This is a genomic window from Roseobacter sp. HKCC-CH-9208, from assembly GCF_037805125.1.
GTDB lineage: Bacteria > Pseudomonadota > Alphaproteobacteria > Rhodobacterales > Rhodobacteraceae > M30B80.
Window position 1 is genome coordinate 1088361 of record NZ_JBBLYK010000001.1, and the last position, 23911, is coordinate 1112271.

23 protein-coding genes and 1 tRNA gene are annotated in these 23911 nt (G+C 56.3%); 11 read left to right on the forward strand and 13 right to left on the reverse strand.

Features of this window, described 5'->3' with window-relative positions; translation table 11 throughout:
- Positions 1 to 2: 2 nt before the first annotated feature.
- Positions 3 to 1874 (forward strand): DNA mismatch repair endonuclease MutL, encoded by a 1872-nt coding sequence (mutL, locus tag AAC621_RS05420; protein WP_340252917.1) that lies wholly within the window; start codon positions 3 to 5, stop codon positions 1872 to 1874.
- Between the two features lie 3 nt (positions 1875 to 1877).
- Positions 1878 to 3017: a DNA recombination protein RmuC gene (locus AAC621_RS05425; protein WP_340252919.1), complete on the forward strand. Its 1140-nt coding sequence runs from the start codon at positions 1878 to 1880 to the stop codon at positions 3015 to 3017.
- A 1-nt stretch (position 3018) separates the two neighbouring features.
- Here AAC621_RS05425 and AAC621_RS05430 read toward each other — a convergent pair whose 3' ends face one another.
- Positions 3019 to 3468: a GAF domain-containing protein gene (locus AAC621_RS05430; protein WP_340252921.1), complete on the reverse strand. Its 450-nt coding sequence runs from the start codon at positions 3466 to 3468 to the stop codon at positions 3019 to 3021.
- A 129-nt stretch (positions 3469 to 3597) separates the two neighbouring features.
- Here AAC621_RS05430 and AAC621_RS05435 point away from each other — a divergent pair, with 129 nt between their 5' ends.
- The 3 genes from AAC621_RS05435 (at position 3598) to AAC621_RS05445 (ending at position 6227) form a co-directional block, all read left to right on the forward strand.
- On the forward strand, positions 3598 to 3942 hold the full coding sequence (locus AAC621_RS05435) for an STAS domain-containing protein (protein WP_340252923.1): 345 nt from the start codon (positions 3598 to 3600) through the stop codon (positions 3940 to 3942).
- Positions 3943 to 3982: 40 nt separating this feature from the next.
- A complete protein-coding gene (locus AAC621_RS05440) occupies positions 3983 to 4435 on the forward strand; it encodes an ATP-binding protein (RefSeq protein WP_340252925.1) in 453 nt (150 codons plus the stop codon).
- Between the two features lie 211 nt (positions 4436 to 4646).
- Complete coding sequence (locus AAC621_RS05445; RefSeq protein ID WP_340256352.1) at positions 4647 to 6227, forward strand: gamma-glutamyltransferase family protein; 1581 nt, start codon at positions 4647 to 4649, stop codon at positions 6225 to 6227.
- A 2-nt stretch (positions 6228 to 6229) separates the two neighbouring features.
- Here AAC621_RS05445 and hspQ read toward each other — a convergent pair whose 3' ends face one another.
- Positions 6230 to 6556, reverse strand: a complete 327-nt coding sequence (gene hspQ / locus AAC621_RS05450; RefSeq protein WP_317656758.1) for a heat shock protein HspQ — start codon at positions 6554 to 6556, stop codon at positions 6230 to 6232.
- A gap of 191 nt (positions 6557 to 6747) precedes the next feature.
- Between hspQ and AAC621_RS05455 the strand changes: the two genes are divergently transcribed.
- Positions 6748 to 7332 (forward strand): transglycosylase SLT domain-containing protein, encoded by a 585-nt coding sequence (locus AAC621_RS05455; protein ID WP_340252927.1) that lies wholly within the window; start codon positions 6748 to 6750, stop codon positions 7330 to 7332.
- Here AAC621_RS05455 and AAC621_RS05460 read toward each other — a convergent pair.
- The 4 genes from AAC621_RS05460 to AAC621_RS05475 all read right to left on the reverse strand — a co-directional run bounded on the left by AAC621_RS05460 (position 7329) and on the right by AAC621_RS05475 (position 13494).
- Positions 7329 to 7928 carry a LolA family protein gene (locus tag AAC621_RS05460; RefSeq protein WP_340252929.1) on the reverse strand — a complete coding sequence of 200 codons (600 nt, stop codon included), beginning with the start codon at positions 7926 to 7928 and terminating at the stop codon, positions 7329 to 7331. The genes AAC621_RS05455 and AAC621_RS05460 overlap by 4 nt on opposite strands.
- 55 nt (positions 7929 to 7983) lie before the next feature.
- Positions 7984 to 10869: a DNA translocase FtsK gene (locus AAC621_RS05465; RefSeq protein ID WP_340252931.1), complete on the reverse strand. Its 2886-nt coding sequence runs from the start codon at positions 10867 to 10869 to the stop codon at positions 7984 to 7986.
- A gap of 8 nt (positions 10870 to 10877) precedes the next feature.
- A complete protein-coding gene (locus AAC621_RS05470) occupies positions 10878 to 12059 on the reverse strand; it encodes an aminotransferase class I/II-fold pyridoxal phosphate-dependent enzyme (protein ID WP_340252933.1) in 1182 nt (393 codons plus the stop codon).
- Between the two features lie 82 nt (positions 12060 to 12141).
- Entirely contained in the window at positions 12142 to 13494 is a 1353-nt protein-coding gene (locus AAC621_RS05475) for an amidase (RefSeq protein WP_340252935.1), read from the reverse strand.
- Positions 13495 to 13585: 91 nt separating this feature from the next.
- On the opposite strand from AAC621_RS05475, the gene AAC621_RS05480 reads away from it, so the two are divergent.
- Positions 13586 to 14812, forward strand: coding sequence for a UbiH/UbiF/VisC/COQ6 family ubiquinone biosynthesis hydroxylase (locus tag AAC621_RS05480; RefSeq protein WP_340252937.1), 1227 nt, complete (start codon positions 13586 to 13588; stop codon positions 14810 to 14812).
- Here AAC621_RS05480 and AAC621_RS05485 read toward each other — a convergent pair.
- From AAC621_RS05485 to AAC621_RS05505, 5 genes are all read right to left on the reverse strand, one after another.
- The gene (locus AAC621_RS05485; protein WP_340252939.1) at positions 14809 to 14997 is read right to left on the reverse strand and encodes a Trm112 family protein; all 189 of its coding nucleotides are present in this window, start codon (positions 14995 to 14997) and stop codon (positions 14809 to 14811) included. The two genes, AAC621_RS05480 and AAC621_RS05485, sit on opposite strands and share 4 nt — an antisense overlap.
- Positions 14994 to 15638 (reverse strand): LON peptidase substrate-binding domain-containing protein, encoded by a 645-nt coding sequence (locus tag AAC621_RS05490; RefSeq protein WP_340252941.1) that lies wholly within the window; start codon positions 15636 to 15638, stop codon positions 14994 to 14996. Before AAC621_RS05490 ends, AAC621_RS05485 begins: the two co-directional genes overlap by 4 nt.
- Positions 15639 to 15665: 27 nt before the next feature.
- Positions 15666 to 16568, reverse strand: a complete 903-nt coding sequence (locus tag AAC621_RS05495; RefSeq protein ID WP_340252943.1) for a co-chaperone YbbN — start codon at positions 16566 to 16568, stop codon at positions 15666 to 15668.
- A 71-nt stretch (positions 16569 to 16639) separates the two neighbouring features.
- On the reverse strand, positions 16640 to 17428 hold the full coding sequence (locus tag AAC621_RS05500) for an exodeoxyribonuclease III (protein ID WP_340252945.1): 789 nt from the start codon (positions 17426 to 17428) through the stop codon (positions 16640 to 16642).
- Between the two features lie 196 nt (positions 17429 to 17624).
- Positions 17625 to 18311: a response regulator transcription factor gene (locus AAC621_RS05505; RefSeq protein WP_317656769.1), complete on the reverse strand. Its 687-nt coding sequence runs from the start codon at positions 18309 to 18311 to the stop codon at positions 17625 to 17627.
- A 173-nt stretch (positions 18312 to 18484) separates the two neighbouring features.
- On the opposite strand from AAC621_RS05505, the gene ribA reads away from it, so the two are divergent.
- Together ribA and AAC621_RS05515 are read left to right on the forward strand one after the other, a co-directional pair.
- Positions 18485 to 19582 (forward strand): GTP cyclohydrolase II, encoded by a 1098-nt coding sequence (gene ribA / locus AAC621_RS05510; protein WP_340252947.1) that lies wholly within the window; start codon positions 18485 to 18487, stop codon positions 19580 to 19582.
- A gap of 50 nt (positions 19583 to 19632) precedes the next feature.
- Positions 19633 to 20100 carry a L,D-transpeptidase family protein gene (locus AAC621_RS05515; protein WP_340256355.1) on the forward strand — a complete coding sequence of 156 codons (468 nt, stop codon included), beginning with the start codon at positions 19633 to 19635 and terminating at the stop codon, positions 20098 to 20100.
- Here AAC621_RS05515 and AAC621_RS05520 read toward each other — a convergent pair.
- A complete protein-coding gene (locus tag AAC621_RS05520; RefSeq protein WP_340252949.1) occupies positions 20091 to 20750 on the reverse strand; it encodes a YggS family pyridoxal phosphate-dependent enzyme in 660 nt (219 codons plus the stop codon). The two genes, AAC621_RS05515 and AAC621_RS05520, sit on opposite strands and share 10 nt — an antisense overlap.
- Before the next feature lie 253 nt (positions 20751 to 21003).
- Between AAC621_RS05520 and AAC621_RS05525 the strand changes: the two genes are divergently transcribed.
- Both AAC621_RS05525 and AAC621_RS05530 read left to right on the forward strand, forming a co-directional pair.
- A tRNA-Lys gene (locus AAC621_RS05525) sits at positions 21004 to 21078 on the forward strand.
- A gap of 384 nt (positions 21079 to 21462) precedes the next feature.
- On the forward strand, positions 21463 to 22875 hold the full coding sequence (locus AAC621_RS05530) for an L-serine ammonia-lyase (RefSeq protein WP_340252951.1): 1413 nt from the start codon (positions 21463 to 21465) through the stop codon (positions 22873 to 22875).
- A gap of 6 nt (positions 22876 to 22881) precedes the next feature.
- Here AAC621_RS05530 and AAC621_RS05535 read toward each other — a convergent pair whose 3' ends face one another.
- The gene (locus AAC621_RS05535) at positions 22882 to 23871 is read right to left on the reverse strand and encodes a LacI family DNA-binding transcriptional regulator (protein ID WP_340256358.1); all 990 of its coding nucleotides are present in this window, start codon (positions 23869 to 23871) and stop codon (positions 22882 to 22884) included.
- Between the last annotated feature and the right edge of the window lie 40 nt (positions 23872 to 23911).

The following is a 23911-nucleotide window of genomic DNA, read 5'->3' on the forward strand; positions in this document are numbered from 1 at the left end:
GCATGGGAAAGCCTGACCACAACATAAATGCCAATGAAGCCGTAGCGCGCCCGGTGATCCGCCAGCTTGATGAAGCGGCAATCAACCGAATCGCGGCAGGCGAAGTCGTGGAGCGGCCCGCCTCCGCGGTCAAGGAATTGGTGGAAAACGCGATCGATGCAGGGGCACGGCGGATCACAGTAGAAATCGCACATGGCGGCAAAACCTTGATCCGCGTTAGTGATGATGGCTGCGGCATGGGGCCTGAAGATTTGCCCATGGCCCTCTCTCGCCATGCGACATCTAAGATTGACGGCTCAGACCTGTTGAATATTCAAAGTTTCGGCTTTCGTGGCGAGGCGCTGCCCAGTTTGGGCGCGGTTGGCCGCCTGACCATCACCAGCCGCGCAGCTGGTGAGGATGGTCATGAGATCTCTGTCTCGGGTGGACGGCAAGAGCGGATCAAACCCGCCTCCATGTCACTTGGCACGGTGGTAGAGTTGCGCGATCTGTTTTTCGCAACCCCCGCGCGACTGAAATTCCTCAAAACCGAACGCGCCGAAACCCAAGCAATCACCGATGTGATCAAACGCCTCGCCATGGCCGAGCCCAGCGTTGGGTTCCAATTGATTGATTGCAGCGATGGCCGCCGCACTCTGTTTTCCGTTGATCCCGAAATAGGGGATCTCTTTGATGCGCTTTCCAGTCGATTGGGCCAAGTAATGGGCCGCGATTTTGTGGATAACACCCTTCAGATTGACGCATCGCGCGAGGAAATCCACCTCATCGGTCTAGCAGCCCTGCCAACCTATTCTCGCGGCTCTGCGGTGGCCCAATATCTTTTCGTCAATGGTCGCCCAGTGCGCGACAAGCTTTTGATCGGGGCGCTGCGTGGGGCTTATGCCGATTTCCTCAGCCGCGATCGCCACCCTGCTGCGGCTCTCTTCATCGAATGCCCGCCTGAACGGGTGGATGTGAATGTGCATCCTGCAAAGGCGGAGGTGCGGTTCCGTGAAGCGGGTGTCGTGCGGGGGTTGATTGTCTCGAGTTTGCGCCATGCCTTGGCCGAGGCGGGCCATCGCGCATCAAGCACAGTGGCCGCAGAAACCTTGGGCGCCATGCGTCCCGAGGGTGGCGCGCCGCAGCAGCTCTATCAAGGTGGCTACTCGGCACCACAAACGCGGCCCAGCACCTATCGCAGCGCCTATGCGTTTCAAGCGCCTGAACAGGTTGGCCTCGCTGAAACAGCCCCCCGATTTGACGCCCCATCCCACCGCGTAGCAGATCCTGATCCTGCGCCCTCTTTTGCCGAAAAGAGCCATCCTTTGGGGGCGGCCGCGGCGCAACTGCATGAAAATTACATCATCGCTCAAACCGCCACGGGCCTTGTGATCGTGGATCAACACGCCGCCCATGAACGCTTGGTTTATGAGCGGCTGAAAAAACAGATGGCCACCAACGGCGTGGCGCGGCAGGCTTTGCTGATCCCTGATATCGTGACCCTTGGGCCTGATGCCGCCATTCTTTTGGATCACGCTGACAGTCTTGCACAATTTGGTCTGATCATTGAGCCCTTTGGCGAAGGCGCACTTGCCGTGCGCGAAACCCCTGCCATTCTGGGTGCGGTCAACAGCGAGGCACTGCTGCGCGATATTTTGGACGAGATTGCCGATATGGGCGAAAGCCAAATGGTGCAGGCTCGGATTGAGGCGATCTTGTCACGCGTGGCCTGTCACGGATCCATCCGTTCGGGGCGTGCAATGCGCGTGGAAGAAATGAACGCGCTTTTGCGCGAAATGGAGGCCACCCCGCATTCCGGTCAATGCAATCATGGCCGCCCCACATATGTGGAACTTGCCTTGAGCGATATTGAAAAACTTTTTGGTCGCAGGTGAGTGATGCAACTTGATCTGTCCAATCCAATAATCCTTGGCGCACTCATTGGAGGGGTGATCCTCATCGCCCTTTTTTGGGTGATCCTTGTAGGGGTGAAAGCGGCCAATCGATCGGCTGCAATGATGGAACCCTTGGCCCGCAACCTTGGCGGTCTTGAAGCACGGGTGCAATCTCTTTCCGATGGGCAACAGCAACTATCGGGCGGACTTGCGCAGGTGGTTGATCTGCAATCCAAGACCCAAGCACAGATGTTGCAAGCCATGGAGCGCCGCCTTGAGGAAGTGCAAAAGGGCATGAGTGAGACGCTGCACGGCACATCAACGCGCACCGCCCGCAGTCTTGGGGAATTGCAGCAGAAGCTCGAACAAATCGATCGGGCGCAGGCCAAGATTGAGAAACTGTCAGGCGATGTTTTGGGCCTTCAGGACATTCTTTCGAACAAGCAAACGCGCGGCGCATTTGGCGAGATCCAGCTCAATGATATTGTCTCAAAGGCGCTGCCCAGTGACAGCTATGCGTTCCAAGCGACCCTCTCAAACGGAAAGCGCGCCGATTGCTTGATTCATCTGCCTAAACCCCCCGGCCCGATTGTGATCGACAGCAAATTCCCGCTAGAGGCCTATGAGGCATTGCGCGCAGCAAAGACCGCACAAGAAACCCAAGACGCCGCCCGCGCCTTTCGCACATCTGTGCGCGGCCATATCAAGGCAATTTCTGAGCGCTACATTCTTGAGGGTGAAACTGCCGATGGCGCGCTGATGTTCCTGCCATCCGAAGCGGTTTATGCCGAATTGCACGCCAATTTTCCTGAGATTGTCCGCGAAGGGTTCGCGGCACGGGTCTGGATTGTATCCCCCACCACTTGCATGGCCACGCTCAACACGATGCGGGCGGTTCTCAAAGATGCACGGATGCGCGAGCAAGCAGGCGCGATCCGCAAGCAACTGGGCCTGTTGCATCGTGACGTGGAACTGGTGTTCGAGCGGGTGAATAAGTTGAACACCCATTTCGGGCAGGCGCGCAAAGATATTGATGATATTTCAATCGCCGCAGAACGCGCGGGCAAACGGGCGATCAAGCTTGATAATTTCGATTTCGAGGAAATCGCCCCTGACCCAATGCCACCGCTTCCCGATAAGTAGATCAACTCCGCGCGAAAACATCGGCGAGAATTTTGGTTAATTCCTGCACATCCGTTTCGGTAAAGGCATCCGCCTGATCGCTGTCGATGTCAAAAACCGCGATTAACGCGCCCTCGGCATCAAAAACGGGCAAGACCAGTTCGGACAAGGTGCTGCTTGAACACGCAATGTGATCTGGAAACGCGTTCACATCTGCCACCAATTGCGGGACGCGACTGCGCGCGCAGGCCCCGCAGACCCCGCGCGAGAACGGGATCACCAAGCACCCATGCCCCCCCTGATAGGGGCCAATTTTAAGAGTTTCGGGCGCTGTGACGCGGTAGAACCCAACCCAATCAAACCGCGCATCGGCGTGATACACCTCACAGGCGATGGTGGCCATCAGGGCGATTTGTTCAGTTTCACCATGGGTCAGGCTGTCAATCGTTGCGGCTAGGGTCGGATAATCCATCGGGGGCCTCTTAATGCTTCGCCTCGATATAGGCCATCCTGGGCGGCGAAGAAAGCTGCGCTTGGTAACCTTTCAGCAAGGAATTCGGACTAGCCTTTTGGTTGTGTTACCCTCTCCATAGGTGATGAAATGGATGTGCGTCTGGATATTGAACCCATCCCTAACGGGTTGATCGTAAAGGTTTGCGCCAGTCGGGTGGATGCTGCCGCTGCCTTGGCCTTCCGTGATGCCTGTCGACAAGCCACCGCAAAAACCGAAGGTGCGCGGGTCATTTTAGATATGGAAGATGTGACCTTCCTAGATTCCAGCGGTCTGGGCACGCTTGTTGCCATGCGCAAATCCCTTGGGCAGGATCGGCAACTTGAACTGACAAGCCTCTCCCCATTGGTCGATAAGGTGTTGCGCCTGACGGCGATGGATAAAGTCTTTGCAATTCACCCAAATAAGACCGCAGCGCTGAACCATAGCGCATGACAACAGGGATAGATATTCAAGCATGCGGGGGCGCTACGATATGATGTGGAGTTTGACAAGCCATCCCCAGTCGGTGCGGCAAACATTGGCACAGATTTGCACCTATCTGCGCGAATGCGACCTTGATGAAGGCCAATGCCTAAACGGTGAGTTGGTCTTGGCGGAAGCGCTGAACAATATTTGCGAACACGCTTATGCAGGGGCCGATGACGGACGCATTTTAACGGCGATTTCCTGTCGGGGCGCAGAGGTGCAGTGTCATATCACCGATAAAGGGCACGCGATGCCGAACCTGACACCCCCTCTTGGTGGATTCCGCGACCCTGACAGCTTCGCCTTTGATGACCTGCCCGAAGGTGGATTTGGCTGGGGCCTGATCCGCGCGATTGCGCAAGACGTCCAATATGAACGGCGCGATTTAGAAAATCATCTTTTCCTAACCATTGCGGCTGAATTGGAACAAAGCCCGCAATTGGCCTGTGGGCTTGTCTAAATTTAGCCAACACTGCCACAAAATCACCTTGGTCTGATCATAGCCGCGGCCAAATTCGCAGCCATTAAAGCAGGGTAGCGCTTATGCTTCCCCCGATGGTGCGTTTTTATCGCCCCCACTTGTTACGCATCATCGGGGTTCTTGACCACTTGCAGCGCCCCCCATTCCCGCTAGTTTTGCTAAAATCCTTTCGGCAGGAGCAGGGACAATGATGCGTGATTTCCAGAAGCAAGGGCGCTCAGCCTTGATTACCACCCAAGGGGCGGTTGCAACCTCGCACCCGCTCGCCGCCAAAACGGGCGTGCAAATCTTGGAACAGGGCGGCAATGCTATGGATGCGGCCATTGCCACAGCGATCCTCTTGGGGCTCTGTGAGCCACAATCAACAGGGCTTGGCGGCGATTTATTCGCCATGGTGTCCTATGAGGGGCAGAAGGATATTATTGGCCTGAATGCATCGGGCCGTGCGCCAAAGGCGTTGGACGCAGCAGCGCTGCGTGCGGCAGGGCATCGCTCTATTCCGCTCGACAATATCAATGCCGTCACCGTGCCAGGGGCCGTTGATGGGTTTTGCCGCCTTCACCAAGATCACGGGACATTGCCGCTTGAAGACATCCTCGCCCCTTCGATCTTCTACGCTGAACATGGCATTCCCGTTGCACCGCGCGTGGCTTTCGATTGGGACGAGGCACGCGATACGCTCCGCGGTCGGGCCCGCGACATGTATATGTGGAACGACCAACCGCCCCAAATTGGCGCGCTGTTCACGGCCAAGGGGCAGGCTGAGGTGCTGCGCCGCATCGCGCGCGAAGGTCGTGCAGGGTTCTACGAAGGCGAAGTGGCCGAGGATTTGGTTAACTCCCTGCGTGCCCTTGGCGGCAGCCACAGCCTAGAAGATTTCGCAGCCACAGCCTGCGATTACGTCACCCCAATCTCGACCCGCTATCGTGATCATGACTTGATTGAATTGCCACCCAATGGTCAGGGTGCAACCGCGCTGTTGTTGGCCAATATCCTTTCCCAGTTTGACCTCGGCGCGATGGATCCTTTCGGTGCGGCCCGCGCCCATATCGAGGCCGAAGCAACCAAACTGGCCTATGATGCACGCAATCGTTTTATCTCTGATCCTGATCACCTGACCCGTTTGGATCATATGCTGTCAGATCAAACCGCACAGGCCTTGGCAGACTTGATTGATCCCACGCGCGCGATGGCTGACCCACATCAGGCCTCGGGCGCAGTGCATAAGGATACGGTATATCTCAGCGTGGTTGATAAAAACCGCATGGCCGTCTCAATGATCTATTCGATCTTCCATTCCTTTGGCTCGGGCTATGCTTCTGATAAGTTTGGTATTTTGTTTCAAAACCGCGGCGCGGGCTTCTCACTACAAGAGGGGCACCCGAATGAGGCCATGGGCGCCAAGCGTCCCTTGCATACCATTATTCCCGCCTTCTTACGCTACCCTGACCAAAGTTTGATGCCCTTCGGGGTCATGGGCGGCGCATATCAGGCCACGGGCCACGCGCGTCTGATCACCAATATCATCGACTATGGGATGGATGTTCAAACTGCGATTGATGGTGCGCGCAGCTTTGCGGATCAGGGCAAATTGCAGCTTGAGCGGGGATATAGCCCGCATGTGGCCGATGATTTACGCAAATTGGGCCATGAGCTGATCGACCCCTATCGGGCCATTGGCGGCGCGCAAGCCATTAAAATTGACGCAAGCTCAGGGCTTTTGATCGCAGGTTCGGATCCCCGTAAAGACGGTCTTGCCTTGGGGTATTGAGATCAATTCAGCTGGTAATCCAAAGGATAGGCCCCGTTCTGAAACTCACCGAACAATTCGGGCAGATCGGGGTGATCCACGGGTTCGCCCGTATCGTCAATCTCAAGGTTTTGTTCGGAAACATAGGCCACGTAGTAGCTATGATCATTTTCCGCCAGAAGGTGGTAAAATGGCTGCTCCTTGATGGGCCGCTTATCTTCGGGGATAGAGTTATACCATTCCTCAGTATTCGAAAACTGGGTGTCGATATCAAAGATCACCCCGCGAAACGGGTGCTTCTTGTGGCGCACGACCTGCCCAAGATTGAATTTAGCGTGCCGTTTGAGCATCTAGACCCCCTATGATCCAACGCGCAACGTAATCCTGTCGCCCTTGTTTGTCCATGACCCGCAATGCAGATCAGGCGAAACAGATTGTTGAAACAAAGGATGCGGATCATGCGGGAATTTATTTTCATTTCGGCGCAACTAGCGTATGATTTCGTCATAAAAAGAGAGCAGTCCAATAAAGGATCAGGCATATGAACCGCTTTGCGTTGCTTCCGCTGGTGTTGGCGCTCGGCGCCTGCGTGGGATCAGCCACCCCGCCACGCAATGTGGATAATGCCTGCGCAATCATCGAAGAACGCCCATATTATCTAAGCGCCATGCAGGCCACCGAGGCCAATTGGGGCGTCCCTGTCGCGGTTCAGATGGCCACGATCTACCATGAAAGTAGTTTCGTCAGCAACGCACGAACCCCGCGCCGCTATGCGCTTGGGGTCATCCCCGCAGGGCGGCAAAGCTCAGCGTTCGGCTACAGCCAAGCCCTTGATGGAACATGGGATGAATACCGCGATGACACAGGTCGGCGGTTTGCCAGACGCACCGATATCTCCGATGCGACCGATTTCATGGGGTGGTATATGAACCGCTCGCGCGAACGAAACGGCATCGCTCTGACGGATGCGCGCAACCAATATTTGGCCTATCATGAAGGTCATCGTGGTTATTCACGCGGCACCTATCGCAACAAAGCATGGCTTATGCGCGTGGCAGATCGTGTTGAAGCACGCGCCGCGCTCTATGATCGGCAATTGGCAAGCTGCACCGCGACCCAAGGCTAGCGGCTGCGCTGTTCCGCCTCAAAGGTCGGGCTGAACAGAAAATTCGCATAATCCTGCCCAAAGATGAAATCACCTAGCGCGACCACAACAGTCTCGCCATATTCATTGCGGGTCATCCATTGCACAAGGCGCACAGGCGCATCCGCAAAGACCAGCATCAATTCCCCCGCCTCTGGGCGGTCTTGATCACGGGCCACCACACGGGTGGTGCCATCTTCGGCTTCTCGATGATCAACCACCAAATCCGAAGTCGCGAGAGACACATTGCGACCTAAAATCAAATCAAGCGGGGTGACGCTTAACGGATATTGCAAGGGCTGCGCATCGGTCAGGTCTTCAAAAATTGCAACTTGCCCGCCGCCCACAACGACCAGAACATCGCTATTATCATACTCAAATCGCGCCCGCCCCGGGCGGTGCATGAAGAGACGTCCCGTCACCTCGGTGCCATCGGCGTTATACTGCGTGAATGGTGCTTCCGCTGTGCGAATGCCTGCAAAATAAGCCGACAAATCTGCCAAGGAAATCGGGGCCGCCGCCGCGGGCAGGGCAAAGAACGCGGCCAAAACGGCCATGGTCGCAAATGGTTTTTTCATGCCCCATCCATAGCGCGAAAGCACCCCCAATGACACGTCACATTTCAGCGAGGGCTCAGCCCTGTTCAGGCACTAAAATCTCACGCTTGCCGACATGATTGGCGGTTGAGACAAGACCAGCCTCCTCCATCTGTTCGACCAAGCGTGCGGCCTTGTTATAGCCAATTCCAAGCTTGCGTTGGATGTAGGAGGTCGAGCATTTCCGATCGCGCACCACCACGGCCACAGCCTGATCATACAGCGCATCTTCGCCATCCGTATTGCCGCCAAGGCCAAGCACCAGATCAATATCGCTTTCCTTGTCCTCATCAGGGCCATCCAAAACGCTGGCGGCATAGGCGGGAGGGCCAAAGGATTTAAGATGACGCACGATTTCCTCAACCTCTTCGTCACTGACAAAGGGGCCATGAACCCGGGTGATTTTGGAACCCCCCGCCATGTAAAGCATATCGCCCATACCCAAAAGCTGCTCTGCGCCCATCTCGCCCAAAATGGTGCGGCTGTCGATTTTTGAGGTCACATGGAAGGAAATACGCGTAGGGAAATTGGCTTTGATCGTGCCTGTAATCACATCCACCGAAGGGCGTTGTGTGGCCATTATCAAATGAATGCCGCTTGCCCGCGCCATTTGCGCAAGGCGTTGAATGCAAGCTTCGATCTCTTTGCCTGCAACCATCATCAAATCGGCCATTTCGTCCACGATCACGACAATGAACGGCATAACCTCGGGCTTGAACTCTTCGGTTTCGAAGATGGGCTCACCGGTATCCTCGTCAAAGCCAGTTTGGACAGTGCGCTTGAACATTTCGCCTTTGGACAGAGCATCGCGCACGCGGCCATTATAGCCTTCGATATTGCGCACCCCCATTTTCGACATTTTGCGATAACGCTCTTCCATCTCACCCACGACCCATTTCAAAGCGACAACCGCCTTCTTGGGGTCAGTCACAACGGGGCTGAGAAGATGCGGGATGCCGTCATAAACCGACAATTCCAACATCTTGGGGTCAATCATGATCATGCGACATTCTTCAGGGCGCAGTTTATACAGCAGCGAGAGGATCATGGTGTTAATCGCCACCGATTTCCCCGAGCCTGTGGTGCCCGCAATCAGCAAATGCGGCATCTTGGCCAGATTGGCCACAACAGGTTCGCCGCCGATTTCCTTACCCAAAGCCAAAGGCAGCTTGTGATTGCCATCCCCAAAATCACGGCTCGACAAGATTTCGCGCAACACCACTTTTTCGCGGTGCGAATTGGGCAATTCGATCCCGATCACAGAGCGACCTGGAACGGTTGAGACGCGCGCAGAGAGCGCCGACATTGAGCGGGCAATATCATCAGCCAGACCGATCACGCGGCTGGCCTTTAGGCCTGGTGCGGGCTCCAACTCATACATCGTGACAACTGGGCCGGGGCGGACGCTGACAATCTCACCTTTCACGCCGTAATCATCCAACACGTTTTCCAACATCCGTGCGTTTTCTTCGAGGGCCTCATCGGACAAGTGAAAGCGTTCAATGGTGGTCGGGCTAGACAACAAAGAGAGTGGCGGGAATTCATATTCCATCTCGCGCGCTTCTAAGGGCAAGGAGGGCTGCGCATCAGCAATAGCCTGACGAGAGGGCGCGGCGGCCTTTTTGGGGCTGTGCTGCACCACGCGCCGCGCTTCTGCCCCGGTGCGGGCAGGATGCGAAGCAACAGGCGAATAGTCCTCATCTTGCGGCGACACGCTGAAGCTTTCATCATCGTCAAAACCATCGGCAAAAATATTGTCGCTGTCATCCTCATCGGCATAAGGGTCAAAGTCTTGCGCAATCTGTGGATCCGCCACACGCGCAGAGGTAGAAGGCAGAGGAACCTCACGATAAATCTCGCCTGCAATTTGCGAGGGGCTTTGTGCGGTCAATGGTGGCGCCACGCGCTTGGCAGGATTGGGAATGCCATCGGTGACCCGCAACGCCTCAGGCTGCGCAGAGGTCGCACGATTGCGCACCGCGTTTGAGATTTTTTCGCGCAGGCGCGCATTCTCATCGGTCACAAGGGGCGGTTGCTGCGCCACATCTGCGGTGCGATCTTCGCGACCGCGAATGGCGCGCAAAATGGGCACGCGGTCAAACAATCCTTGTTGCGCAGGGGCTTCGGGCGCTGCGATTTGAGGGGTCGAAAATGGCACCTGCAGCGCATCATCGTCATCCACCAACAGATCATTGGAGGAATACTGCGCCGCGCTGCGCGGACTTGGCGCGCGCATGCGCCCGCCGATTTGGCCACTCATTTGGCTGACGCCGCGACCGATACCTGCCGCCATTCCCGAAGCGCCATTGCTGGCGTGGAAAAGCGCAATCAATCCACCACGGGTAAAGAGGCGCAATTCAGAGCGCGTCACCCCAAGCGCATAGCCTGACAAACCAAGGCTTGCCGCACCCATAGCGATACCCAAAACGGCGATAGACATAGTCATCGAAACGGGCAGGATATTGACCAAAACCCCCATCACAGTGTCGCCAAACAGCCCGCCCAAGCTAAAGCTGTGCTGCCATCCTGAACTAGGTGGGAAGCTGACCATGAACACAGAACAGGCAGCAATCGCAAATGGCAGCATAATCAAACGCGACAGCGCGCGCTCTTCGCCTTTGTGCAGGGTCAAGCGCAGACCCCAAACAACCAAACCCGCTGCCATCAAATAGGATGCATAGCCAACAATCATGATCAAAATTGCAGACATGGATGCTCCAAAGCGGCCAAGCAGGTTTTGTGGCGGCGTGTCCGTGGCGACCATCCAATTTGGGTCATTTGGCGTATAGCTGACCAACATGGCCCCGACCGCAATCCCTGCAAGCACCAACATAAGGCCAAGCAGTTCCTTGCCACGCCGTTCCAATGCCTCTTGCATCGGGGCGTCCAGAAGGGGGTCACGTTGTCTGGTTTGATACGCCATTCTTCACCTCACTGATACAAACAGCCATGCAGGCGCAAAAGCCCGCGCTGTAATTCCTGTTCTTCTGCTACCAAAGCCACGCGCAGGCGGTCTTGGCCTATGGCCTGACCCGCAACAGCGCGCGACAAATACGATCCAGGCAAGCAGCGCACGCCCGCCTCGCGCCACAGTTTCAAGGCTGCGGCCTCATCATTCTCAACAGGCAGCCAAAGGAAAAACCCCGCCTCAAGCGGCTGATATCCTGCGACATTGCCAAAAATCTCATCGGCCATTTGGTATTTGCGGCGATAGATGGCGCGGTTTTCTTCCACATGGGCCTCATCGCGCCATGCAAGGGCAGCGGCCGCTTGCAGGGGCAAAGGCAAAGGGGCGCCTGTGTAATTCTTCAACTGCTTCATCGCTGCGATATTGCCAGAACCCGATGCGGCAAAGCCCGACCGTAACCCTGGAAGGTTTGAGCGTTTCGACAACGAATGAAACACCACAACCCGATCAGGGTCTGCACCCATGTCATGGGCCACCTGCAAAGCACCCACAGGGGGGGTGTTGCGATAAATCTCGCTGTAACATTCATCCGCGAAAATTCGGAAATCATGTCTCTCGGCCAAGGCAATCAGATCACGCCAATAGGCCTCAGTGGCAACCGCACCTTGCGGGTTTGCAGGCGAACAAAGATAGGCAATGGTCACGCGATCAAGAAGGGCCGCAGGCAGCGCGACATAATCAGGCAAATCACCCGTTTCCGCGGTTGCAGGCACATAGATTGGCTCTGCATTAATCGCGAGGCTTGCCACGGCATAAACCTGATAAAACGGGTTTGGCATCAAAACAGCGGGTTTTTGCCTCGCCTTTTCCTCAACCCCAAGCGCAAGAGCCGCATTGAACAACCCCTCACGCGTGCCGTTCAGGGCGAGGATATGCTGGTCTGCGTTAAGGTGAACACCGTAGCGGCGCGCGATCCAAGCCACAATCGCCGCGCGCAAATCTTCGCCCCCCTCATTGGGGGGGTAACGGCCAAAACCCTCAAGCGCCTCAGAAATTGCGCGTCCGATGAACTCAGGGAACGGATGACGCGGCTCACCGATAGACATGTTAATCGGATCGCCGCCCGCCTGATGGACGTCAAGCAATTTCCGCAAACGCGGAAACGCGTATTCTGGCAGGTTCGAAAACCGCTCGGGAAACACCATGACTGCCTCAAATATCGGGGTCTGTTTTCGCCCCTTTGACAGTCAAATTAACCTCTTATGACGCAAACGTCCAGAAAAAGGATCAAGCTTGCAATGCTGCCTCTGCCGCCGCCCCAAGACGCAGAAGCCGTTCTTCCTGACCTGCGGGGCAGAGCAGCATTACCCCCGTAGAAGGCACCCCAGTGGGCAATGTAAGGCCGCAAGACCCCATCAAATTGCCAATTCGCGTATTGCGCAAAGCCAGTAGATTTTCGGTGACATAATACTCCTCATCCACCATCAACCGCGCGATAATGGGCGGCAAAATCGCGACAGTGGGCACAATCACCGCGTCATACCCCGCCGTCTCACGATGGAAATCTTCGCGCAAAGCCTCAAGCTTTTGCCAAGCTGCGATATAATCACTCACCAAAACATCCGCGCCGCCACGGAAGCGTTGCAATATGGGGCCAAACATCTTTTCAGGATTGGCCTCAATCATTTCGCGCCAAGTCGCATAGGCCTCAGCGGCAAAAAGAATGGGCGAAAGCGCCATCGCCGCGTCAAGTGCCGCCGATTTATGCCGCACAATCTGCGCCCCCGCCGCAGCAAAGGCTTCAAGCGCGCGTGCAAACCCTGCGGCGGGCTCATCGCGCACATCCTCTGCATATGGGTACATCACCAAAAGCCGCCGCCCTGCAAGGCTTGCGTTCTTGAGGTCAACGGCGCGCGCGCCCGCCAGAACGGCGAACACCTCCGCGCAATCTTCGACAGAGCGCGCAAGCGGGCCAACTGTGTCGAATTTCGCGCAAAGCGGAACAACCCCACGATTGGACAGGCGTCCATGGCTTGTTTTCAAACCAACCAAATCGTTGAACGCAGCAGGCACCCGCACAGAACCACCCGTGTCAGACCCAATGGCAACCGCAGCCAACCCAAAGGCCACCGAAGCGGCGGCACCAGAACTTGAGCCACCCGGCACGGTGTCTGGGTCATTGATGTTGGGCGGCGTTGCAGGCAAGGGATCAAGCCCTTCGCCAAACATCGGGTTCAACCCAAGGCCAGAAAACGCCAATTCTGACATATGGGTTTTGCCTAAACATACACCCCCCGCCTGCGTGGCGCGGGCCAAAACATCGGCATCTCGTGTTGGAACGCGCCCCGCAAGCAAGCGCGAACTGGCCTCAGTCGCGACATTGGCGCTATCAAATAGATCTTTCCACGAGACAGGCACCCCATCCAGAATGCCCCGCCGCACTCCGTTGCGCGCCCGAGATCGGGCTGCTTCGGCCTCGGCTAGGGCGCGGGCCTCGGTTAGGCGGGCATAAATACGCGCGCCTGCGGAATGCGTTTTTATCGCGCTCAAATAGGTTTCGGTCAGACCCACTGGATCCACCGCACCTTCGCCAATCGCGCGCCCTTGTTCACTTGCCGTGCGTGTCAACCATTCGCGCATCTTCATCCCTTTGCCGCTTTTGTCTCGCATGGGCAGAGTAATGACGCTATGCCGCGTGGACAATTCCATAAATTAGCCCATCATAAACTGCATGACATATGACACGGATATTTTGATTGTAGGTGGCGGGCTGAACGGGCCGACCCTTGCGCTTGCGCTCGCGCAGTCAGGGGTTCGAAGCATCGTGATTGACGCAAATTCCCGCCCTAAGCGCGAAGCGGATACGTTCGATGGCCGCGCCTATGCTTTGGCCCGTGCCTCGCAAAAAATGTTGGCGGCTTTGGGGTTGTGGGACGCTGTCGCAAAACAGGCGCAGGCCATTTCTGAAATCAAAGCCTCAGACGGTCATGCAGGGCGCGGGGCAGCGCCACACTTCCTACATTTCCAAGCGGCAGAGATGGAAGAAGGCCCCATGGGCTATATGCTTGAAGACCGCTACCTCCGCCGCGCGCTGATCGCGGCGATGGAGGCCAATGATAAGATCACGCATCTCAGCGACAGCATGGTCGTGGATCAAACCAACGATGGGGCTGTGGCCGAGGTCACATTGGCCGATGGTCAGCGTTTGCAGGGGCGAATTTTGATTGGCGCGGATGGTCGCGCGTCAGGTGTGGCGGCACGCGCAGGCATTCGCCGCCAAGGTTGGGATTATGGGCAAACCGCCCTTGTCTGTGCCGTCAAACATGAATTGCCCCATAACGGCATTGCACATCAGTTCTTCATGCCATCGGGGCCTTTGGCGATCCTACCTTTGCCGGACAATCGTTGTTCTATTGTCTGGAGCGAAAAAACGGCCCACGCTGCCCAAATTTCGCGCGCAAATGACGCTGAGTTTCTCAAGGCATTGCGCCCCGCATTCGGTGACTTTCTGGGTGAGATCGAATTGGCGGGCGTGCGGTTTAGCTATCCGCTGAAGCTCACCTTGGCCGAGCAGTTCATTGCCCCGCGCCTTGCCCTTGTTGGCGATGCGGCGCATGGCGTGCATCCTATCGCAGGTCAAGGGCTGAACCTTGGCTTTCGGGACATTGGCGCATTGACCGAAGTGCTCCACGAGGCACGACTGCATGGCGAAGATATCGCCTCGGAACTGGTGTTGGAGCGGTATCAGCAATGGCGGCGCTTCGACACCACCGCGCTTGCGCTTGGGATGGACACAGTCAATCGCCTGTTCTCAAATGACAACCCTGCCCTTCGGCTGATCCGCGATATCGGCATGGGCCTTGTCAGTGCAACGCCCGCATTACGGCGTGGGTTCATGCGGCAGGCGGCAGGTCTAACGGGGGATTTGCCACGCCTCTTGCAGGGCGAGGCGCTTTAACCCCCAATCTCGCGGGCTTCGTTTTCTAGCATGATTGGAATGCCTTCCTTAATCGGAAAGGCCAATTTTGCTTTTTCAGAGATCAATTCTTGACGCTCTGCATCATAGCGCAGGCTCCCCTTGGTCAAAGGGCACACCAATGCCTCAAGCATATGTCTGTCAAACACGGGGCTGTCTGCGCTCATTGCATGGCCTCATCGGATGATCCACCCCGCAAGGCAAATTCGATCAAAGTTACAAGCGTCTCGCGCCGCGTAGACAGGGAGGGCGCCTCAAGCAAGGCTTGCTTTTCTTCTGGATCAAAGGGGCATAGCATTGACAGCGAATTGATCAGCAATTCGTCTTCGGCATCTTTCATACTGTCCCAATCGGTCGACAGTGACATGGCCACGAAATAGCGCTCCAACAAATCCATAAAGACAGGACGATCAAAGCCCTGATCCTGCTCGACCTTGCCCAAATCATTCTCAAAGCCTGCCCAATCGATATCACCCTTGAGATAAGGGGTAAAGCCTGACTGTTCGCGTTGCAGGCGAAAGCGCGAAATTCCCGTCAGCGTGATCATATACCGCCCATCCTCGGTTTCCGAGAATTGGGTCAGACGGCCTGCACAGCCTATGCTGTGCAACCGCTTAGCACTGCCTTTGGGCACCTCAAGCGGTTGGATCATACCAATCAATCTATCGGGAGTGCGCATGCAATCTTGCAGCATGGCCAAATAGCGTGGCTCAAAAATGTGCAAAGGCAATCGCGCCCGCGGCAGCAGCAACGCGCCGGGAAGTGGAAAGAGCGGTATCGTATCAGGCAGGTCGCTGTGATGGATCATGAATTATGAAATAGCGGCCAAATGCGATCAGGCAAATATCATCGATGACAATCTTCTGCGGCCCTTTTGCACCAAAGGATCCGTGGGCTTAAGCGCATCGAAGATTGTAAAGAGCTGCGCCTTGGCAGCGCCGTCATTCCATTCGCGATCACGGCGGAAGAGATCAAGCAATTCTTCAATCGCCGCCTCCGCCTGCCCTGCCGCATAGAGCGCCTTTGAATAATCAAACCGCGCTTGCAGATCATCAGGGTTGGCCGCCACGGCGGATTGCAACTCGGCCAAGGGCCCTGCCTCATCGGCTTGGCGCGCCAGAGCAATCTGCGCGCGTGCGGCCTCAATCTCGGGCGCGGCGGCGATTGCGGCGGCGGCGTTGTTCAGAAAGGCCTCCGCCGTGTCCAAATCGCCCATCGCGATATGAGCGCGCGCCAAGCCACCCATGGCGGCTGCATTTTCAGGTTCTTCGCCCAAAATCGCCGCAAAGGTCTGCGCCGCATCGGCAACGGCCCCTTGGGCCAGCATTTCTTCGGCGGCCTCAAGCGCCTCGCCCAAGCCACCATCGCCTGCGAGGGCGGCGATTTTTTCAACGAAGCGCTGCACGTCCCCTTGCGAAAGCGCCCCTTGGAACCCGTCCACGGGTTGGCCCTGCCAAAACGCGTAAACGGTAGGAATAGACTGCACCTGCAATTGGCCCGCGATCATCTGATTCTCATCAACATTGACCTTGGCCATGCGCACCGCGCCCTTTTTGGCCTGCACCGCCGCCTCAAGCTGTGGCCCAAGCGTCTTGCAAGGGCCGCACCATGGCGCCCAGAAATCTACGATGACAGGAACTTCGCGGCTGGCCTCAACGACATCGGCCATAAAGGTCTGATCGGTGACATCTTTGATGACATCCGCGCCGGCGGGCTGTGCTTGACCAAATTCCAACATTTATTTCTCCGTCACTGATGAGATCTGCGCGCGCCTTCTATATGCGCGCTTCGGGCTCATTCTCCAAGGGGTCAGAGATCAATTGTCGCAAAAACAGGGGCGTGATCCGATGGCTGCTCCCACCCGCGAGCGGCGCGCAGGATACGGCTTGAATGCGCGGCATTGGCAATATCTGCGGTGGCCCAGATGTGATCCAAACGGCGGCCTTTATCCGCCTCGTCCCAATCACGAGCGCGATACGACCACCAACTATAGAGCAACCCCTCGGGTATATCCTTGCGGGTGACATCCACCCAATTCCCCGCCTCTTGCACTTGGGCCAGATGATCCACCTCAATTGGCGTGTGGCTGACCACCTTTAACAGCTGTTTGTGGCTCCAAACATCGTCCTCACGCGGCGCAATATTCAAGTCGCCCACAAGGATAGATTTTTGCGGGGCATCCGCACGAAAGGCATCGCGCATCTCCGTCAGAAAATCGAGCTTTTGGCCAAATTTTTCGTTGACCTCCCGATCGGCAATATCGCCCCCTGCGGGAATGTAGAAATTATGGATAACCATCCCATTGGGGAGGCGCGCCGCCACATGGCGGGCATGACCAAGCCCAGCCCAATCCCGCGCGCCCGCCTCTTCAAGCGGCAGCTTGGACAGGATTGCTACGCCATTATATCCTTTTTGACCACGTGCGACCATGTGGGTGTAGCCCAGCGCCGCAAAGCCTTCGGTAGGGATTTTTTCAACGGGGCTTTTGCATTCTTGCAAGCACAAAACATCTGGCGCTTCTTCACGCAGCAGTTTCAGCACCAATTCTTCACGCAACCGCACCGAGTTGATGTTCCATGTTGCAAGTGTGAACGCCATTTTGCCATGCCCTTTGATGAAACCTGTCCCCCTCCTAAGGGCTTGAGGGGCATGGTGCAATGCGAAGGCAACTGAAAAAGGCCCCCGCTTATGCAGGGGCCTGTCCAACAGGGAGAAACCACGGGGCGCGCGCGGGGGCTTGGGCAATCCCGCAAGGTTCCCCGTGCGACATCACAGGTGCAAATCTGATGCCAAGTTAGGCAACCAATCGATAACCTCCACCTTCAGTGACCAAAAGCTGCACATTGCTGGGATCGGGTTCAATCTTTTGACGCAAGCGGTAGATATGGGTTTCCAACGTATGCGTGGTGACCCCCGCATTATACCCCCAAACCTCGTGCAGCAGCACATCACGGGCCACAACCCCCTCTTGTGCGCGATAGAGAAATTTCAGGATATTCGTTTCTTTCTCCGTGAGGCGGATTTTCTTTTTATCTTCCGTCTCCAAGAGCTTCATCGCGGGCTTAAAGGTATATGGCCCAAGTTGGAAAATCGCATCTTCAGATTGTTCGTGTTGGCGCAGTTGCGCGCGAATGCGCGCTTGCAACACCGAAAACTTGAACGGCTTGGTGACATAATCATTTGCGCCCGCATCGAGGCCCAAGATCGTATCAGCATCGCTATCATGCCCTGTGAGCATGATGATCGGGCATTTGATCCCTTGCTTGCGCATCAAGCGGCACAAATCGCGGCCATCCGTATCGGGCAGGCCCACATCCAAGATCACCAGATCGTAAATTTCCTGCTTGGCCTTTTCCATCGCTTGCGCGCCCGTGCCCGCCTCGAACACATCGAAATCCTCAGTCATCACGAGCTGTTCTGACAACGCCTCGCGAATATCTTCGTCATCATCGACAAGTAGGATTTTTTTCAGGTTCGCCATGTCAGCCCTCCAAAGGCAAAATTGTGCCTGTCTCACATGGGTGTGATATACCCTATTTGAAAAGGGTGTGAAAAATATCCTCACGGCTCTGTGTTGTTCTGTGGCCAATTGTTTCAAATTCTGACAATCGGGGCTAAAGCTAATGCCCAGACCATAAGATCAGGACGGACAAGATGAGCCTTGCGCCAACCGCCACCGAAATCGCCGCCCGCGCCCGCGCTGATTTGCGCGCAGGCTTGCCTGTGGTGTTTAGCGATGGCGCAAGGGGGTTGATCGCATTGGCCTCAGAGACAGCAAGCACGGATCGGGTAGAAGATTTCCGCGCGCTTGGCGCGCCCTTTATCGTGCTGTCCGATTGGCGGGCGCGCACCTTGAATCTGCCACTTTATGAGGGCGACATCGCGCGTATCGCATTGCCCAAAGATGCAGGCAGCCGCATCCTAAAGGCACTGGCCGACCCGAAGGATGATTTGGATCGCCCGATGAAAGGCCCGTTCCAAAGCCTGCAAGGGCCAGAGCACGGCTCGGCGGATGACGCGCGCACCGCCATTCATTTCGCCAAGTCGGCACAGCTTTTGCCCGCGATGCTTTGCGTGTTTCGGGATGATGCCGTGGCGATTGCGCGGGAACATGGGCTGACCGTTCTGCCATTCTCGGTGGCGCGGTCACAATTGGCAGAAAGCCAACCCTTTCACGCCGTAGCCGCCGCGCGTCTGCCGATGGTTGCCTCGGAGGCGGGGCGCCTCCATGTGTTTCGCCCCGATGATGGCAGCGCCGAGCATTACGCCATTGAAATTGGTCGCCCAGATCGGGACAAACCCGTCTTAGCGCGTCTACACTCTGCCTGCTTTACGGGCGATGTGTTGGGCAGTCTCAAATGTGACTGCGGCCCCCAACTTCACGCAGCATTGGCGCAAATGGGCCAAGACGGCGCAGGTATCCTTCTCTACCTCAATCAAGAGGGGCGCGGGATTGGTCTGGCCAATAAAATGCGCGCCTATAGCCTTCAGGATCAAGGATTCGACACAGTCGAAGCCAACCATCGTCTTGGGTTTGAAGATGATGAGCGCGATTTTCGCCTTGGGGCAGAGTTGCTGCAAAAATTGGGTTTTGCCTCGGTGCGCCTTATGACCAACAACCCTCGAAAAGTTGAGATGATGCGCCAATCAGGCATAGAGGTCACAGAACGCGTGGCGCTCCATGTCGGCCAAAACGCGCATAACGCGCATTATTTGGCGACCAAGGCCGCGAAATCAGGACATTTGCTGTGACCCTGCCCCGCCCCGAAGACCTTGTGATCACCCATCAGGGTGCGCAGTTTATGGGGCGGCGTTTTCCCTGCAGCATCGGGCGCGGCGGGATGAGCCGCAGCAAGCGCGAAGGCGATGGGGCCACCCCAGTCGGCATTCACCGCATCGTTGGCTGCCTCTATCGCGCAGATCGCATGGCGCGCCCTTGTGATTGGGCCCTCAAAATTGGGCCGCGTGATCTGTGGTCAGATGATCCGCGCGATGAAGACTATAACCTCATGGTGCCTGCGCCCTACGCGCACAGCCACGAGAAACTGCGGCGCGCAGACCCACTTTATGATTTGGTGCTGATCACCGATTGGAACTGGCCCTATGCGGAACGCGGGCGTGGCTCTGCGATTTTCATCCACCAATGGCGGCGCGCGGGCTATCCGACCGAAGGATGTATTGCGTTCTCCCGTGCAGATTTGCGATGGATCACTGCGCGCATTTCCTACGAAACACGTTTGATCATGCGGGACGCGAAAAGCTATCCGTGAGGGGCGACACGCGCGCCAAATATGGCAGAGCCCACACGAATATGCGTGGCCCCTAGTCGCAGCGCTGTTTCATAATCCGCGCTCATCCCCATCGACAATTCCGAAAGCCCGTTGCGCGCAGCAATCTTGCCCAAAAGGGCGAAATGCAGGCTTGGTTCCTCGTCCACGGGCGGGATGCACATCAAACCTTTCAGCGGCAAATCCATCGCGCGCGCAGTTTGGATAAAGGCATCTGCATCGGCAGGTAGAATGCCCGCCTTTTGCGGCTCGGCGCCTGTGTTGACCTGAATGAAAAGATCGGGACAGCGGCCCAATTCTTGGGCCATATCGGCGATGCGGCGCGCCAGTTTTTCGCGGTCGACTGTGTGGATCGCGTCAAACAGCTCCATAGCGGGGCGCACCTTATTGCTTTGCAATGGGCCAATCAGTTGCAAATCCACCCCCTCAAATTTGGCTTTGAAATCGGGCCATTTGCCTTGCGCTTCTTGCACGCGGTTTTCACCGAAACTGCGATGGCCCGCTTGTAGCACCGCCTCAACCCGCGCGTTTGGCTGCACTTTGGAGACAGCGATTAGTTTTGCCGCATCAGGCGCGCGCCCCGCTTCGGTCAAAATTCGCACAACATCTGCCTGAATATCCTCAAGCGCCATTTTACCCTCACCCGTCACCAAATGAAAAAGAGCGGGCCAAAGCCCGCTCTTTCCCTAGCAGATAATCCGTGAGGATTAGAAGCTGAATGTCAGACCGAAATCTGCTGTATTGCAGTAGACGCAGTATACACCAATTTGAACAAAACCGCCCGCGCAATAGCATAGAAATTGTAGGCTGATTATTATAGTGACAATTATTCAGGTTTTTGGCTTGACGGGGCGCAGTCTCGTTTATATTACGCGGGCCTCAGGCGGGCCCGTAGCTCAGTGGTAGAGCAGTTGACTTTTAATCAATTGGTCGGAGGTTCGAATCCTCCCGGGCTCACCAATAGCCAGATATGACGCGTATCTGCTACCCCCAACCCAGACAGTCAGCGGCATTAATGTACGCAGTTTAGCTCACGAAAATTGATGTGTTGGCCGGCGTATTTCCCGCCTGGTCACTCTCAATCCGTTTAAAGTTGATGCCTCCAAACAAAAACTGTAGGTGCAGCCCAGTGCCTTGCTAGAGGCTGGGCCTCTGACAAAGCGGATGCGCTCATAGGCTTGCGTCCCCATCGCAGCGCTATGAGCGGGCAGGGCATGATTTCTGATCACAAGCCTTAGCGATTGGTCGCGCAGCGTGAGAAACGAGTCGGATTTATCACCATAGAAATCAGAAAAAATCGCATATCTTGACCCAAGGCGCAGCGCAGATCGGGGCAATTGCATTATGTTTCTGTCAGTTTTTGATATTTTCAAAATTGGGATTGGCCCCTCCTCCTCCCATACGATTGGGCCAATGAATGCCGCCGCGCAATTTCTCGACCGCCTGCGCCATGGCACTCGAGAGCCCGGCGCCGGCGAGGTGGCGGCCTTGTCATGTCATTTGCACGGATCGCTTGCCTTTACTGGCAAAGGTCACGCCACTGACCGCGCTGTAATTTTGGGCCTTGCTGGGTTTCGCCCCGATAAACTTGACCCAGACCAGGCGGATAGCGCCATTGCAGCGATCAAATCAGCAGGGCATGTTACCCCTGACGGGCTGCCGCAACTGCGCCTCAACCCAGAGGAAGATATCATCTTTGACTATGGCCCCGCCCTCGTGGGGCATGCCAATGGTATGATCCTCCGCGCTTATGACGCCAACGGGGCGCTCTATATGGAGGAAGTCTTTTACTCCATCGGTGGCGGTTTCGTAATGACCGCGAAAGAATTACAAGCGGCCAAAGCCGCCCACAAGAATTCACTCGCCGCCCAAAAGGCGGATGCAGGATACCCCTATCCCTTTGGCACAGCTGAAGAAATGTTGATTATGGGGGCAAAGGCGCAGAAATCTATTGCGCAGATGAAATGGGAGAATGAATGCCACGGCGCGCCGCGCGCCGAGGTGCAAAAGCGCCTTGAGGCAATCCGAGATTCGATGCTGTCCTGCATTGAGCGCGGCTTGCGGATGGAGGGTGAATTGCCCGGCGGTTTGCGGGTCAAGCGCCGGGCAAAGGCGATCCATGATCAGTTACAGGCCGAGGCGGGGCGCAACATCACCCAACCCCATACAATCAACGATTGGCTTTCGGTCTATGCAATGGCCGTGAACGAAGAAAACGCGGCAGGGGGCCGAGTGGTTACCGCCCCCACCAATGGGGCGGCAGGCGTGGTTCCAGCAGTTTTGCATTATTATCTAACCCATTGCATCGGCGCGACCGAAAAGGGCGGGTTGGATTTCTTGATGGTCGCGGCGGCAATTGGCGGGTTGATCAAGCATAATGCCTCGATCTCTGGGGCCGAAGTTGGCTGTCAGGGCGAGGTCGGATCAGCCGCAGCCATGGCCGCAGCGGGGCTTTGCGCGGCACTTGGCGGCACCAACGAACAGATTGAAAACGCTGCTGAAATCGCGCTTGAACATCACTTAGGCATGACCTGTGACCCCGTGGCAGGATTGGTTCAGGTGCCCTGCATCGAACGCAACGGCCTCGGTGCGATCAAGGCTGTATCGGCCGCTTCATTGGCGCTGCGGGGCGATGGCACCCATTTCATGCCGCTTGATAATTGTATCGAAGCCATGCGGCAAACGGGCCATGATATGAACCTGAAATATAAAGAAACTTCGCTTGGGGGCTTGGCCGTCAATCTGCCTGAATGCTGAGGCGGGTCAGCCGCGCTGACGCACGGTGTCACCCGCCAAGAATTCTGGCGACAATCCGATATCGGCCCCCGAAAGCGCGCGCCCTGCAATGATTTTGGCCGCCTCACGTCCAATATCTGCGCGGCGGCTGTCCATGGTGGCGATGCGCAAGGGCAGCCCGTCCAAAATGGCAAAGGAATTGAACCCCGCAATGCCAATTTGATTGGGAATATCATATCCCTTTTCCAACAGATAAAGCAGGCCGCCCGCCGCGTTCAAATCCGTATTATAATAGAGGAAATCAAGATCAGGGCTGCGGCTTAGAAAATCTTCGGTCATCGCGCGGCCTGTGCCAAAACCCGAGGGGCCTGCATAAAAAATCTTATCCACCAAGGAGAGACCCGCCTCCTTCAGCGCATCCTCAAAGCCCTGCTGTCGCTTTTGCGACCGAAAATCGCGCAAAGAGCTAGAACCCAGATACCCAATTTTGCGATAGCCACGGGCAAGGATTTCTTCGGCCATGGCGCGACCTGCCGCCACATGTGAGATGCCTACGCGGGCCGCCACACTTGGGCCGTCAATGTCCATCACCTCGACAACAGGAATCCCCGCATTCTCCATCATCTTCCGCGCGGCATCTGTATGTTCCAACCCCGCTACGATCAGACCAGAGGGCCGCCATGACAGCATTTCGAAAATGACTTTTTCTTCCTGCCCTAAATCATAATTTGAGGTGCCAACAACGGGCTGCAAATCCGTTTCATGCAGACCCTCACCAATGCCTGTAAGGACATCAGGGAAGACCATGTTGGATAGAGATGGGATCACCACGCCAACCAGATTGACGCGGTTCGATGCCAAAGCGCCCGCGATTTTATTGGGCACATATCCCAAGGCGCGGGCAGCTTCAAAAACCTTGCTGCGCGTGCGCTCAGAGACATCCCCCCGATTGCGCAAGACGCGGCTGACGGTCATTTCCGAAACCCCCGCTGCCTCAGCCACATCGCGCAAGGTCATCTGGGGTTTGCCATCAAAGGGATTGCGTCCGCGCACGTCT